Raw genomic sequence first — 13,016 nt, 5'->3', positions numbered from 1 at the left:
GCTGCACTAACGCGTGCATGCCCGCTTGCGAGGTTACGGATGCAATGCGCTGTAGGGGCAAACATCATCTTCGAAGGGCACATGCCGACGGCGAAAGCTGGTGTTTGCAACCGCCTGAGGGTTGCTGATCCTGTCCATCCTGAAATGCCGAAAGTCGTCGCGCGCAGGGTCCCAGCCGACCAGGTACCAGATGGGCGGCAGAATCAGCATGGCTTGCGGCTCGACCTGACGCTGGGACTTGCGCCCTTTTGCATCGCCATAGTCGAAACAGATGAACTGTCGGCCCAGAAACGCCGCCTCAAAGGCCGGAAGAAGTTCGGTGTCCATTTTTCCCAAGTCAGACAGGTCCTGCATAGGCGACAGTCTACCGATGTGAAGACACCCCAAAAAAGCGCGCAGGTCTTTCACCTTGTCCGAAGGGAGCGCCTTTTCGATCCTGGCCAGCCCCGCATCGGCAAGTTCCGAAAAGGGCAAATTCCCCGCAGCCCGCATTGCCGCGACGCTGATCAACAACGCGAACACTTCGGGCACCGACAACTTGGCCTGTGTCTGCATGGATTGCGGGTCAAGCTGGATGCCGCCGCCGCGCCCGACGTCGGAATGGATCACATAGCCCTCGTCCCGCAGGGCACTGATGTCGCGCAAAACGGTCCGGCGGGATGCGCCGACGGTTTCTGCCAACGCGTCTATTGTGGATGTTCCATTGCGGCGAAGGGTACGCACGATGGCGTCATGTCTAAGTCTTACACTCATATCCGTACCCTATCATGAATGGTGACAAATTTTGGCACCATTTCGTTCTACGCTGATTTCAGCAACGGAAAACAAGGAAATTGCAAAATGGAACGGACAGCAGTGAACCCCTGGGACTGGTCGATCAAGCTGGGCTACAATCAGGCCGAGGTGATCCAAGGCGCGACGCGCCAAGTGATCTGTGCAGGCCAGACGGCGGTGGATGCACAAGGCAATCCGCAGCATCCCGACGACATGCGCGCACAGATCACACTGGCACTCGATAATCTCGAAGCGGTGCTGAAAGGTGCCGGGATGGACCTGAGCAATGTCATCAAGCTCGGGGTTTATGCGACAGACGTAGACCAAGCCCTGAAAAACTTCGACTTGATGGGCATGCGTTTCGGGCCCCATCAGGTGGCCCCGCCAATGACCCTGTTGGGGGTGACGCGCCTGGCCATTCCCGGATTGCTGTTCGAGATTGAAGCGACGGCAGCAGCCTAAGATTATCGGCGTCGCCTGGAAAGCGGGCGACGCTGTGCAACTGGCAGTGCACCAAAAACAGCCATGTCCCGGCTTGCCCTTGCCCTGCCCGTCCTTGCGCGGTTAAGTTTCGTGTAAAGAACCCTGCTTTACGCGCGATAACTTCCGGCAGTTGCGCCCTCGCTCAAGGACACCACGGCATGGACGACAGCAAGATCCGCAATATGGAGCAGTTCGCCCGCGTCAGCGGCATTTCGCGCCCCACGGTGTCGAAATACTTTAACGATCCCGCCAGCGTGCGGCCCAAGACCCGCGCCCGGATCGAAGAGGCGCTGGAGCAATACGACTATCGCCCGAACATCTTTGCAGTGAACCAGAACCGGCGCCTGACCAAGAACATCGGCATCGTGGTGCCCTATCTGGCTGACCCGTTCTTTGCCGAGATCGCGCGAAACATCGAACAGCGCTGTATGCAGGCCGGGTTCTGGCCCACCCTGTTCAGCGCCCATGGTGACAGCGCGCTTGAGGTTGAAATTCTTGACAGCCTGCGCTCGCTCAAACCGGCGGGTGTGCTGCTGGCGCCATTGGGCCGCGCATCGGACCGCGCGGCGGTTGAAAAGTTCTGCAATGACGTGCCGACCGTGCTGTTCGACAGCAACATCGAAGGCGTTGGCGAAGCGTTCGTCGGATCTGACAACACGCAATTCGTCAAGTTAAGCGTCGAATACCTGTGCCGCACCGGCCAGCCGCCCTGCTTTTTCGAAATGCCGCCCGTGAACCCGAACGCCAACAAACGGCGCAACAGCTATATTCAGGCGATGGAGGCGAACGGGTTTGCCCCGCAGGTGATCCGTGTCGCGGGCGAAGGCTGGGGGTTTGAAGAGGTCGGGTATCGCGGCGGTCTGGACGTGATTGATCGCGGGCTTTTGACTTCGGATACGGTGCTGTGCAGCAACGACCGGCTGGCCATCGGATTTCTGGCGGCCTGTTACGAACGTGGTCTGCGGGTGGGGCGTGATGCCGATTGCGTTTTGCGCGTGGCAGGACACGACGACCATCCGTTCTCGCGATTCGGGTGCCCACCCCTGACCACAATCGCCCAGGATTACGAAAAAATATCGGACCGCAGCGTCGAGGCGCTGTTTCACCTGATCGAAGGCGGACGCACCGCAGGCCCGCGTATCGAGACACTTTTTGAGGGAAAACTGGTCATGCGCGCCTCGGCCTAAGGCACCGTTGCTCTCTCACTTTTATTTACGCGCGTAAAGTTTTTATTGACTCCGCGCTTAGTTCTTTGGTTCACTCTGGGCCAAGCATCCAATCACCAGGGAGGAAACCGGATGACCATAAGAACCGCATTTTGTGCGGCGAGCGTGCTTGCGCTGGCCACTGCGACCGGCGCTTTCGCCGAAAGCCACACAACAACCCTTACCATCGCAACAGTGAACAACGGCGACATGGTCCGAATGCAGGGCCTGACCGACGATTTCACTTCGAAAAACCCCGACATCGCCCTTGAGTGGGTGACACTGGAAGAAAACGTGCTGCGCCAGCGCGTCACGCAAGACATCGCCGCCAAGGGCGGTCAGTTCGACGTGATGACAATCGGCACCTACGAGGTTCCGATCTGGGGCGCGCAGGACTGGCTGGTGTCGCTGAACGACCTGCCCGCCGAATGGGACGCCGATGACATCCTGCCCGCCATGCGCGGCGGTCTGACCGTTGACGGCGAACTGTACGCCGCACCGTTCTATGGCGAAAGCTCGATGGTGATGTACCGCAAGGACCTGATGGAAGCCGCAGGCATGGAGATGCCCGACGCGCCCACATGGGACGACATCAAAGCCGCGGCCGAAGCGATGACCGACAAAGACGCCGAAGTTTACGGCATCTGCCTGCGCGGCAAGGCCGGCTGGGGCGAGAACATGGCGTTCCTGAGTGCCATGGCCAACTCGTACGGCGCGCGCTGGTTCGACGAAGACTGGACACCCCAGTTCGACACCGACGCATGGAAAGCCACGCTGACCGACTATCTGGACCTGATGAACAACTATGGCCCTCCGGGTGCATCGACCAACGGGTTCAACGAAAACCTCTCGCTGTTCCAGCAGGGCAAATGCGGCATGTGGATCGACGCCACCGTGGCCGCGTCCTTTGTGACCAACCCCAAGGATTCGACCGTGGCCGACAAGGTCGGCTTTGCACTGGCCCCCGACAAGGGTCTGGGCAAGCGCGGCAACTGGCTGTGGGCATGGTCCCTGGCGATCCCCGCAGGTTCGGACAAGGTAGACGCCGCGAAGAAGTTCGTCGCCTGGGCCACCAGCAAGGAATACACCGCATTGGTTGCTGCGAACGAAGGTTGGGCAAACGTCCCTCCGGGCACGCGCACATCGCTGTACGAGAACACCGACTATACGTCAGCGGCCCCTTTTGCCAAAATGACATTGAAGTCGATCAACTCGGCTGATCCGACCAACCCAAGCGTGGACCCCGTGCCCTATACCGGCGTCCAGTTCGTCGCGATCCCTGAATTTGCTGGCATCGCCACACAAGTCGGTCAGGAATTCTCGGCCGCCCTTGCAGGTCAGCAATCCGCCGAAGACGCGCTGGAAAAAGCGCAGGCGTTGACCACGGACGAGATGGAAGCCGCAGGCTACTGAATCGTCGAGCATCTCTTGGGGGGCGGCACGCCTGCCCCCCGAACCTTTCTGCTTCCTCTGAACGCCCGCACCGCGTGACCGCCCGCAAGGCACGCCACCGGCAAGGAGACCCCTCATGGCCACCAAAGCTTCCCGATCCGCCGCACGTCTGATGATGGCCCCTGCCGTGATCCTGCTTTTGGGCTGGATGCTGGTGCCGCTGTGCATGACCCTGTATTTTTCGTTCAAGAAATACCTGCCCCTGCGTGGCGGTGATCTGGGCTGGGTCGGCTTTGACAACTATGTGCGTTTCTTCAGCTCGTCCGCTTTCTGGCCTTCGGTGCTGGCAACGTTGGTGATTGTCGGCGGTGTGCTGGCGATCACGGTTGTCTTTGGCATCCTGCTGGCGATTCTGCTGGATCAGCCGATGTGGGGTCAGGGCATCGTGCGCATCCTTGTGATCGCGCCCTTCTTTGTCATGCCCACCGTGTCGGCGCTGGTGTGGAAGAACATGTTCATGGACCCCGTGAACGGGCTGTTCGCCCACCTGTGGAAATTCTTTGGCGCAGCGCCCATCGAATGGCTCAGCCAGGCGTCTATGACCTCGATCGTCATGATCGTCGCATGGCAGTGGCTGCCCTTTGCCACGCTGATCCTGCTGACCGCAATTCAATCGCTGGACAGCGAACAGCTTGAGGCCGCCGAGATGGACGGTGCCCCGCCCCTGTCGCGGTTCGGCTATATCACCCTGCCCCACCTGAGCCGGGCCATCACGGTCGTGGTGCTGATCCAGACCATTTTCCTGCTGTCGATCTTTGCCGAAATCTTTGTGACCACCCAAGGGTCCTTTGGCACCAAGACGCTGACCTATCTGATCTACCAGCGGGTGCTGGAAAGCCAGAACGTCGGCCTGGGCTCGGCGGGCGGCATCTTTGCCGTGATCTTGGCCAACATCGTCGCCATCTTCCTGATGCGCATCGTCGGCAAAAACCTGGACGCATGAGGTAGACCATGGCACGCAACGTCACCACCCAACGCAAGATCATCAACACCGCCGTCGCATGGGGCATCGGTCTGCTGATCTTTTTCCCGATCCTTTGGACGATCCTGACCAGCTTCAAGTCCGAAGCCACAGCCATCGCCGATCCGCCGGTGTTCCTGTTCTTTGACTGGACGCTGGACAACTACCGCGTGGTGCAGGAACGCTCGGACTACATGCGGTTCTTGTGGAACTCGGTCATCATCGCCGGCGGCTCGACCTTTCTGGGCATTCTGGTGGCGGTGCCTGCGGCGTGGTCGATGGCGTTTGTCCCATCGCGCCGCACCAAGGACATCCTGTTGTGGATGCTGTCGACCAAGATGCTGCCAGCGGTGGGCGTGCTGTACCCGATCTATCTGATTTTCATCAAAATGGGCATTCTGGACAGCCGCATCGGCCTGACCGTTGTGCTGATGCTGATCAACCTGCCGATCATCATCTGGATGCTGTACACCTATTTCCGCGAGATTCCCGGCGAAATCCTCGAGGCCGCGCGGATGGACGGTGCGTCGCTGAAAGAGGAAATCCTTTATGTGCTCACTCCGATGGCCGTGCCCGGCATTGCATCGACCGTGTTGCTGAACATTATCCTGGCCTGGAACGAGGCGTTCTGGACCCTGAACCTGACAGCCGCCAAGGCCGCGCCGCTCACCGCCTTCATCGCCAGCTACTCAAGCCCCGAAGGGCTGTTTTACGCCAAGCTCTCTGCCGCCTCGACAATGGCCATCGCACCGATCCTGATCCTGGGCTGGTTCAGCCAGAAACAACTGGTGCGCGGCCTGACCTTTGGCGCTGTGAAATAAGGATAAGAATATGGGACAGATCACGCTTCAACAGGTCACCAAAAGCTTTGGCGACGTGCAGGTCATTCCGCCGCTGGACCTGACCATCGAAGACGGCGAATTCACCGTCTTTGTCGGCCCCTCGGGCTGTGGCAAGTCCACGCTGCTGCGCCTGATCGCGGGGCTTGAGGACATCACCTCGGGCACCATTCTGATCGACGGCGCGGATGCCACTGCCATCTCGCCCGCCAAGCGGGGACTGGCGATGGTGTTTCAGTCCTACGCTTTGTATCCGCATATGTCGGTGCGCAAGAACATTGCCTTTCCCATGCGCATGGCAGGCGTCGACAAGGCCGAACAGGACCGCCGGATCGAACAGGCGGCCACCGCGCTGAACCTGACCGACTATCTGGACCGCCGCCCCGGACAGTTGTCGGGCGGCCAGCGCCAGCGTGTCGCCATTGGCCGCGCCATCGTGCGCGAGCCGTCCGCCTTCCTGTTCGACGAGCCGTTGTCGAACCTTGATGCCGCCCTGCGGGTGGGGATGCGGCTGGAGATTTCCGAGCTGCACAAGCGGCTGGAAACCACGATGATCTATGTCACCCACGATCAGGTCGAGGCGATGACCATGGCCGACAAGATCGTCGTGCTGCGTGCGGGCCACATCGAACAGGTCGGCAGCCCGCTGGACCTGTATCGCACGCCACGCAACATCTTTGTCGCGGGCTTTATCGGATCGCCCAAGATGAACCTGATCGAAGGTCCCGAGGCCGCCAAACACGATGCCCACACCATCGGCGTGCGCCCCGAACACATCGACGTGGTCGAAACAGACGGGCTTTGGCAGGGCCGTGTCGGTGTGGCCGAACATTTGGGGTCTGACACGTTCTTTCACGTCCACGACACAGGATTGGCCGACATGCTGACCGTGCGCGTCGCGGGCGAGGTGAACCTGCGCCACGGCGACACCATCCACCTGAACCCGCGCGCCGACCAAATCCACCGCTTTGACGACAAGGGCCTGCGTATCCAATGACCAGACTGACCGGAAAGTGTGCCCTGATCACGGGTGCTGCACGTGGTATCGGCCTTGCCTTTGCCCAGGCCTACGTGGCCGAAGGCGCGCGGGTGGCCATTGCTGACATCGACATCACGCGCGCCCGCGCGGCGGCTGCCGAGATCGGCCCGAACGCCATTGCCGTGCACATGGACGTGACCGATCAGGCCAGCATCGACAACGCCGTGGCCGAAACCGTGGCGCAGTTGGGGCAGATCGACATCCTGATCAACAATGCGGCGATCTTCAGCGCCGCGCCCATCACCGAAATCACCCGTGCCGATTTCGACCGTACCTTTGACATCAATGTTGCGGGCACCCTGTTCACCCTGCAAGCGGTCGCCAAACACATGATTGCGCGCGGCGGCGGTGGCAAGATCATCAACATGGCCAGTCAGGCGGGCCGCCGGGGCGAACCGCTTGTCGCCGTCTACTGCGCGACCAAGGCCGCGATCATCAGCCTGACCCAATCGGCGGCACTGAACCTGATCGACCACGGGATCAACGTCAACGCCATCGCACCGGGTGTGGTGGACGGCGAACATTGGGACGGGGTCGACGCGTTCTTTGCCAAATACGAAGGCAAGGCACCGGGTCAGAAGAAACGCGAAGTGGGCGCCGCCGTGCCGCATGGCCGCATGGGCACCGCCGCCGACCTGACCGGCATGGCCGTGTTTCTGGCCAGCGGCGACGCCGATTATATTCTTGCGCAAACCTATAACGTCGATGGTGGCCAATGGATGAGCTGACGCCGTTGCGCGACGCAACGCTGGCCGATCTGCCGGGCGCAGTTTCGGTCCCCACATACGACCGCACAAAGCTGACCGCGGGGATCGTGCACATCGGTCTGGGCAATTTTCACCGCGCCCACCAATCGTGGTATCTGCACCGCCTGATGCAGGCGGGGCTGGCCCACGACTGGGCCATTATCGGCGCCAGCGTGCGCCAGGCCGATGCGCCCCAACGCGACCGCTTGCTGGCGCAGGACTGTCTGACCACGCTGATCGAACTGGACCCGTCCGGCGTGTCCGCCGAGGTCGTGGGGTCGATGATCGGCTATCTGCCCATCGAGGATGACAACGCCGCCCTGATCGCCCAGATGGCCGACCCCGCGATCCGCATCGTTGCGCTGACCGTGACCGAGGGCGGCTATTACGTCGATCCGGCGACGGGCGGCTTTGACGCATCTCACGCCGACATGCAGCACGACGCCGCCCACCCCGACACGCCGCGCACCGCCTTTGGCGCGATGGTTGCGGCCTTGCGGCAGCGGCGCGATGCCGGTCACGGGCCATTCACGGGGCAATGCTGTGACAACCTGCAAGGCAATGGCGCGATCCTGCGGCAAACCGTGGTGTCGCTGGCACGGCTGAGCGATCCGGCGCTGGCCGACTGGATCGACGCCAACGCCAGCTTTCCCAATGCGATGGTGGATTGCATCGTGCCTGCCACTGGCCCTGCCGAACTGGCGCTGGTGCGCGACATGGGCATCGACGACGCCGCCCCCGTGACCCACGAGAACTTTCGCCAATGGGTGATCGAGGATGATTTCTGCGCCGGTCGCCCCGACTGGGACCGTGCGGGTGCGACCTTTACCGACGATGTGCACGCCTATGAGGCGATGAAAATCCGCATGTTGAATGCAGGCCACCAGTTGCTGGCCAACGCGGGTGAAATCCTGTCGGTGCCAACCATATCGGGCTGCATGGCCCACCCTGCCATCGCAGGTTTCTTTGCCCGTGTGGAACGCGATGAAATCGCGCCCCACGTGCACGCGGTCCCCGGCATGACGCCCGAGGCTTACGTTACGCTGATTTCCGAACGGTTCGCCAACACCGCCATCGTCGACACCACGCGCCGCGTGGCCTTTGACGGCTCATCACGGCACAGCGGTTTCGTGCTGCCGATCCTGCGCGATGGATTGGCTGCGGGCACGCCGGTCGAAGGGCTGGCACTGGCCGAAGCGTTGTGGGCGCGCATGTGCGCAGGCAACCGCGAGGACGGCACAGAGATTGCGCCCAACGATCCGCACTGGCCCGCCCTGCAAACCGCCGCAAAGGCCGCGCGGGATGATCCGGCGGCCTGGCTTGCGCAACGTCAGTATTACGGTGATCTGGCCGACACGCCGGCCTTTGCCACGGCTTTTGGCCGCTGGCTGGCGATGATCTGGTCCGACGGGACACAGGCGGCCTTGACCGCCTATGCCAAAGGTTAATGCAGCGTGGCCGCCTGTGGTCTGGTCATGTCCAGATCGCGGGGGGCGGCCGGGCGCATCTGTTGCAGGCCCAGTCCAAAGTTCGTGGCCAGCGACGTGATCTGCGGGGCCACATCGGCGCGCACCAGCAACGTTGCAATCAGCATCGCGTCTTCCTGCGCGCCGGTCGCGGCAAGGGCCACGAAATTGGCAAAGCACGCCTCGTCCGCGCCCAGGCATTTGCATTCGACCGCATGGCGCATCAGCGGACGGCGTCCGTGACGGGCGCACAAAGTGCACAATTGTTCAAATGCCTGCAACGTCCGCCTGCCACGATCCCGGCCTAAAGTACGGCTCAGGTCACTCCACAGCATCGCCTGCCCGTCCGGCCCATCGCTCCACAGGCGCAGGTAGATGACCGATGCGGCCTCGACCCCGTCCAGTTCGGTCAGCAGCCCGACGGCAGCCCCGCCACGCGCGTTCGCAGACCCGCTCATTTTGTCAGGATCAGCTTGCCCGCGCGGGTGATGCGCAGGGTATAGACCTGACCGTCCAGCACGATCCGCGCCTGATCATTGCCTTCGGTCAGGGCACGCGCGTCGTGCACGGGCGTTTTGTCGGTAAGCGTCGGCTTGGCGGCCACGGTAAGCGTCTGTTTTTCGGAAGAGTGATGCGGTGTTTGTATCTTGTCCATACGCATGGCTGTGTCCCTTTGTCTTGCAACCGTCGGGCTGGCCCGATGCGTGACTCGGGGTGGCTGGACCTTTCCCCTAATACCTGAGTGATTTAATAGGAATTGTCAAATGGGGAAATCAAAACAACCACAGAGATTGCCTTGGACTGCACAAATCGCACCACAAAGGGCAACGCCCGACCTCCGTCAGGCATTGCGACATTGCATCCCAGGTTGGTATTTCCAGGGTTTCTAAGGTGGCGAATTGCTATTCGCGGAACATTGCCACCGGACGGCACCAGCCTGCGCTGGCGTCCTTGATCTTGACTGGAAAGCAGGCCACCTCGAACCCCGTCGCAGGCAGTGCATCTAGGTTTGCCAGCTTCTCGATGTGGCAATAGCCCCGCACCATACCCGCGCGGTGCCCTTCCCAGATCAACCCCGCGTCGCCCGTCTCGGCCACACGCGCTGCGGTGTGGATGAACGGCGCGTCCCAGCTCCAGGCGTCGGTCCCGCAGACACGCACCCCGCGTTCCGTCAGATAAACCGTGGCGTCATGCCCCATGCCACAACCGGTGCCGACATATTGCGGTGTGCCGTAAGCCGCGCCCGCGGCGGTGTTGACCAATACGATGTCTCCCGGTGCCAGTTCGTGCCCGATGGCATCAAACGCCGCCGCCATCTCATCGCCCGTCACCACGTGACCGTCCGCAAAATGGCGAAAGTCCAGCTTCACGCCGCGCCCGAAGCACCAGTCCAGCGGCACCTCGTCAATGGTGATCGCGCGTTTGCCGCCGTCCATCGTCGAATGATAATGATAGGGCGCGTCCAGATGGGTGCCGTTGTGGGTCGACAGGGTCACCTGCTCGACCGCCCAGCCTTCGCCACCGGGCAACTGGTCGCGTGTCACGCCGGGGAAGAACTGCAACATCTGGTCGGCGGTCTGATCATGGCCCATGTAGTCAATCTTGGGGGCCAGCCCCGGCGGGTCAGCGAATTGGGTGTTTTCCAGCGGGTTTGACAGATCGACGATCCTCATGGGCGGTCTCCTCTTGCGTGTTGCCTTTGCCCGCACTGTGCGTCGAACGGACCAGCAGGGCAATCAACAGGTTCAGCGTCCTTTGATACGGATCGAAAAGCTGCGTTGCGCGCCCTTGGGCGGCGGCGCAAAGGGGCTGGCGCGGCGGACCAGTTCAAGGGCGGCCTGATCCAGTTGTGCCGAGCCAGAGCTGGCGGCAATCCGCGCGCCCGACAATCCACCATTGCCGGCCACGGTAAATGCAATCGTCGCCGATCCGCGGCTGCTGGTGCGCGGTCGCGGCAGGCGGGCGATGCGTGCCATCACCTGACCGGGATAGTTGCTGGCGGCGGCATTGGCCGCTTTGGCAGCGGCGGCGGCCTGACGGCTGGCGGCGGCTTTGGCCTTGGCACCCGCCTGACCATCGGCGGCTCCGGCGGCGGCATTGGCCTTGGCGTTGCCTTTGGGTTGGGGCTTTGGCTTTTGCGGTTTGCGTGCCGGCTTCGGTGCGGGTTTGGGCGCCTGTGCCTCGATCGACTTGGGGCGCAGCGCGGGGCGGCGCGAGACCTGTGTCGCGGTTTCCTCGGGCAAGGCCTGTTGTACATCGGGCGTCAGCGCAGCGGTGACTTCGGGCGGCGTGGCTTCAGCTTGCAGCGGAGTGGTCGGCACGGGTGCCATCGGCACGATGACGGACGGCTGTGTTTCCGCAGGAGCCGCCTCGACGGGTTCGGCGCGCGCCATCTCGACCGGTTCGGGTGGTGTTTCCTGCGCGGTGTCAGGCTGTTGTGCGGGCGGTTCGGTGACCTCTTGGACGGTTTCGACGGCATCAGCGGTCATCACACCCGCGGCCATATCGGCAAAGCTGTTGCCCAGTTCCGCCACCGTGGCCGGTGCGCCGCCTTCGACCTGTGCGGTTTCCTCGGCACGGGTCAGGCCCAGCATCGCGGCATGGACGGCGGCGGAACAGCCCAGAAACAACGCCGCGATTTTCCAGGACCTGCGGATCATTGCAATGCCTTCTCTGTGACGATCACAACCCGTGCAGCCCCGGCGGCGCGCAGCGCGCGGGCGGTCTCGATCACGCTGTGCGCGGGGGCGGCGCGGTCGGGGATCATGCGCGCGGTTTGGGCGGCGGCAGGCACGGCGGCGATAAAGCCTGCCACATTCACCGGCGCGCCGCGGTGGGTCAGCGCGCCGTCGGCCCCGATCACCAGCGCATCGGCGGGCGCCTCGCCTTGCAGGTCGGCGGTTTTCACCAGCTTCAACTCAGGGTCCAGCGGAGCCGCCAATGTCCCCGCCACCATGAAAAACACCAGCATCAAAAAGACGATGTTGATCAGCGCTATCGTGGGCTCGCGTTCGGATTTCTGTCGCTGTGCCCTCATGACGCCCCCATCACGCTGACCGCCAGATCGGGAATGCCGCGCACTGCAACCAGAATATCGGTCATCGCCTGCGCATCCACCTGGGCATTCAGGTTCACCAGCAGCACCAACGGCTTGCCCGCCTGCAAATCGCGCAGACGCTGGGGCAGATCATCGACGCCCAGCGCGGTCCCGTTCAGGGTCAGCCCCTGGGGAGTCGCACGCAGGAACGCAAGCGCCTGATCCCCCGACGCCGCCCTGCCACCGCTGGCGGCCTGCACTTCGACCTCGGCGAATTTGGAAAAGGTCGAGGACAGCATGAAGAACAGCAGCAGCAAAAAGATGACGTCGATCAGCGAGGTCATCGACAGTTTGCGCCGCTGTCTGACGGCCCTAAGCGGCATCACGCACCTGCTGCAACGCGCCCTTGGACGGGGCCAGAACGGTGGTCAGCGCCTGTTCGGCAAAGACACGCTCGGAGGTCATCCGCGCCTCGAACCACGACAGGACAATCGACGTGGGCATGGCCACGGCCAGCCCGACCGCCGTGGTCAGCAGCGCCACCCAGATCCCCCCCGCCAGCAGCGACGGGTCCACGGAGGAACCTGCGTTTTGCAGCGCCTGGAACGCCTCGATCATGCCCAGAACGGTGCCGAACAGACCCATCAGCGGGGCCAGTTGTGCGACGCTGTCCAGCAGACGAAAGCCGCGCTCCAATGCCAGAAACTGCGTTTCGGCCTCGGCATACAGCCGCGCGGCGCGGTCGGGGGCATCGGGGGCATTCATCGCGCGGACGACCACGGGGGCCAGATAGCTGCGCGAACTTTGCAGATCATGGGCAGCGGCCTCGCGCGCGCCGGCGTCCCAATGCATCAGCGCGCGCCGCATCGCCGTATGCTGGCCCACGCGGGCGGCGCGAAACTGCCAGAGTTTGTACAGAATAACGGCCAGCGTCAGAACCGAGACCCCCACCAGAACAGCGACCACAGGGCCGCCCAGATCGTAAAGGCCCTGAAGCCGTGACAGATCAAACAT

The 13,016-nt window shown here is 62.6% G+C and carries 16 protein-coding genes; 8 read left to right on the top strand and 8 right to left on the bottom strand.

Features of this window, described 5'->3' with window-relative positions; genetic code table 11:
* Positions 1-33 precede the first annotated feature (33 nt).
* Positions 34-753: a WYL domain-containing protein gene (locus AAC077_RS01100; protein ID WP_339766055.1), complete on the bottom strand. Its 720-nt coding sequence runs from the start codon at positions 751-753 to the stop codon at positions 34-36.
* 18 nt (positions 754-771) lie between these two features.
* Between AAC077_RS01100 and AAC077_RS01095 the strand changes: the two genes are divergently transcribed.
* The 8 genes from AAC077_RS01095 to AAC077_RS01060 all read left to right on the top strand — a co-directional run bounded on the left by AAC077_RS01095 (position 772) and on the right by AAC077_RS01060 (position 8,947).
* The gene (locus tag AAC077_RS01095) at positions 772-1,236 is read left to right on the top strand and encodes a RidA family protein (RefSeq protein WP_339766053.1); all 465 of its coding nucleotides are present in this window, start codon (positions 772-774) and stop codon (positions 1,234-1,236) included.
* A 179-nt stretch (positions 1,237-1,415) separates the two neighbouring features.
* Positions 1,416-2,444: a LacI family DNA-binding transcriptional regulator gene (locus tag AAC077_RS01090; RefSeq protein WP_339766051.1), complete on the top strand. Its 1,029-nt coding sequence runs from the start codon at positions 1,416-1,418 to the stop codon at positions 2,442-2,444.
* Positions 2,445-2,555: 111 nt separating this feature from the next.
* Positions 2,556-3,875, top strand: a complete 1,320-nt coding sequence (locus AAC077_RS01085; protein ID WP_339766049.1) for a sugar ABC transporter substrate-binding protein — start codon at positions 2,556-2,558, stop codon at positions 3,873-3,875.
* Positions 3,876-3,990: 115 nt separating this feature from the next.
* Positions 3,991-4,857 (top strand): sugar ABC transporter permease, encoded by an 867-nt coding sequence (locus tag AAC077_RS01080; RefSeq protein WP_339766047.1) that lies wholly within the window; start codon positions 3,991-3,993, stop codon positions 4,855-4,857.
* Positions 4,858-4,865: 8 nt separating this feature from the next.
* On the top strand, positions 4,866-5,696 hold the full coding sequence (locus tag AAC077_RS01075; RefSeq protein ID WP_339766045.1) for a carbohydrate ABC transporter permease: 831 nt from the start codon (positions 4,866-4,868) through the stop codon (positions 5,694-5,696).
* 10 nt (positions 5,697-5,706) lie between these two features.
* Positions 5,707-6,711 carry an ABC transporter ATP-binding protein gene (locus tag AAC077_RS01070; protein WP_339766043.1) on the top strand — a complete coding sequence of 335 codons (1,005 nt, stop codon included), beginning with the start codon at positions 5,707-5,709 and terminating at the stop codon, positions 6,709-6,711.
* The gene (locus tag AAC077_RS01065; protein ID WP_339766041.1) at positions 6,708-7,481 is read left to right on the top strand and encodes an L-iditol 2-dehydrogenase; all 774 of its coding nucleotides are present in this window, start codon (positions 6,708-6,710) and stop codon (positions 7,479-7,481) included. The genes AAC077_RS01070 and AAC077_RS01065 overlap by 4 nt, the downstream gene beginning before the upstream one ends.
* Positions 7,469-8,947 carry a mannitol dehydrogenase family protein gene (locus AAC077_RS01060; protein ID WP_339766040.1) on the top strand — a complete coding sequence of 493 codons (1,479 nt, stop codon included), beginning with the start codon at positions 7,469-7,471 and terminating at the stop codon, positions 8,945-8,947. Before AAC077_RS01065 ends, AAC077_RS01060 begins: the two co-directional genes overlap by 13 nt.
* Here AAC077_RS01060 and AAC077_RS01055 read toward each other — a convergent pair.
* From AAC077_RS01055 to AAC077_RS01025, 7 genes are all read right to left on the bottom strand, one after another.
* Positions 8,944-9,423, bottom strand: coding sequence for a hypothetical protein (locus AAC077_RS01055; protein ID WP_339766038.1), 480 nt, complete (start codon positions 9,421-9,423; stop codon positions 8,944-8,946). The genes AAC077_RS01060 and AAC077_RS01055 overlap by 4 nt on opposite strands.
* Positions 9,420-9,620 carry a hemin uptake protein HemP gene (locus AAC077_RS01050; RefSeq protein ID WP_339766036.1) on the bottom strand — a complete coding sequence of 67 codons (201 nt, stop codon included), beginning with the start codon at positions 9,618-9,620 and terminating at the stop codon, positions 9,420-9,422. Before AAC077_RS01050 ends, AAC077_RS01055 begins: the two co-directional genes overlap by 4 nt.
* 247 nt (positions 9,621-9,867) lie before the next feature.
* Positions 9,868-10,638: a cyclase family protein gene (locus AAC077_RS01045; protein ID WP_339766034.1), complete on the bottom strand. Its 771-nt coding sequence runs from the start codon at positions 10,636-10,638 to the stop codon at positions 9,868-9,870.
* Between the two features lie 72 nt (positions 10,639-10,710).
* A complete protein-coding gene (locus AAC077_RS01040) occupies positions 10,711-11,625 on the bottom strand; it encodes a TonB family protein (RefSeq protein ID WP_339766032.1) in 915 nt (304 codons plus the stop codon).
* Positions 11,622-12,002 carry a biopolymer transporter ExbD gene (locus tag AAC077_RS01035; RefSeq protein ID WP_339766030.1) on the bottom strand — a complete coding sequence of 127 codons (381 nt, stop codon included), beginning with the start codon at positions 12,000-12,002 and terminating at the stop codon, positions 11,622-11,624. Before AAC077_RS01035 ends, AAC077_RS01040 begins: the two co-directional genes overlap by 4 nt.
* Positions 11,999-12,385, bottom strand: coding sequence for a biopolymer transporter ExbD (locus AAC077_RS01030; RefSeq protein WP_339766028.1), 387 nt, complete (start codon positions 12,383-12,385; stop codon positions 11,999-12,001). The genes AAC077_RS01035 and AAC077_RS01030 overlap by 4 nt, the downstream gene beginning before the upstream one ends.
* The gene (locus AAC077_RS01025; protein ID WP_339766025.1) at positions 12,375-13,016 is read right to left on the bottom strand and encodes a MotA/TolQ/ExbB proton channel family protein; all 642 of its coding nucleotides are present in this window, start codon (positions 13,014-13,016) and stop codon (positions 12,375-12,377) included. Before AAC077_RS01025 ends, AAC077_RS01030 begins: the two co-directional genes overlap by 11 nt.

This window comes from uncultured Pseudosulfitobacter sp. (assembly GCF_963976325.1).
Classification (GTDB): domain Bacteria; phylum Pseudomonadota; class Alphaproteobacteria; order Rhodobacterales; family Rhodobacteraceae; genus Pseudosulfitobacter.
This window is presented reverse-complemented; position numbering and strand designations above follow the sequence as displayed.

Coding starts and splice junctions, on each gene's coding strand:
- AAC077_RS01065 (WP_339766041.1), top strand. CDS start 6,708: ATGACCAGACTGACCGGAAAGTGTGCCCTGATCACGGGTGCTGCACGT.
- AAC077_RS01055 (WP_339766038.1), bottom strand. CDS start 9,423: ATGAGCGGGTCTGCGAACGCGCGTGGCGGGGCTGCCGTCGGGCTGCTG.
- AAC077_RS01050 (WP_339766036.1), bottom strand. CDS start 9,620: ATGGACAAGATACAAACACCGCATCACTCTTCCGAAAAACAGACGCTT.
- AAC077_RS01030 (WP_339766028.1), bottom strand. CDS start 12,385: ATGCCGCTTAGGGCCGTCAGACAGCGGCGCAAACTGTCGATGACCTCG.
- AAC077_RS01035 (WP_339766030.1), bottom strand. CDS start 12,002: ATGAGGGCACAGCGACAGAAATCCGAACGCGAGCCCACGATAGCGCTG.
- AAC077_RS01025 (WP_339766025.1), bottom strand. CDS start 13,016: ATGTTTGATCTGTCACGGCTTCAGGGCCTTTACGATCTGGGCGGCCCT.
- AAC077_RS01090 (WP_339766051.1), top strand. CDS start 1,416: ATGGACGACAGCAAGATCCGCAATATGGAGCAGTTCGCCCGCGTCAGC.
- AAC077_RS01060 (WP_339766040.1), top strand. CDS start 7,469: ATGGATGAGCTGACGCCGTTGCGCGACGCAACGCTGGCCGATCTGCCG.
- AAC077_RS01040 (WP_339766032.1), bottom strand. CDS start 11,625: ATGATCCGCAGGTCCTGGAAAATCGCGGCGTTGTTTCTGGGCTGTTCC.
- AAC077_RS01080 (WP_339766047.1), top strand. CDS start 3,991: ATGGCCACCAAAGCTTCCCGATCCGCCGCACGTCTGATGATGGCCCCT.
- AAC077_RS01075 (WP_339766045.1), top strand. CDS start 4,866: ATGGCACGCAACGTCACCACCCAACGCAAGATCATCAACACCGCCGTC.
- AAC077_RS01085 (WP_339766049.1), top strand. CDS start 2,556: ATGACCATAAGAACCGCATTTTGTGCGGCGAGCGTGCTTGCGCTGGCC.
- AAC077_RS01070 (WP_339766043.1), top strand. CDS start 5,707: ATGGGACAGATCACGCTTCAACAGGTCACCAAAAGCTTTGGCGACGTG.
- AAC077_RS01100 (WP_339766055.1), bottom strand. CDS start 753: ATGAGTGTAAGACTTAGACATGACGCCATCGTGCGTACCCTTCGCCGC.
- AAC077_RS01095 (WP_339766053.1), top strand. CDS start 772: ATGGTGACAAATTTTGGCACCATTTCGTTCTACGCTGATTTCAGCAAC.
- AAC077_RS01045 (WP_339766034.1), bottom strand. CDS start 10,638: ATGAGGATCGTCGATCTGTCAAACCCGCTGGAAAACACCCAATTCGCT.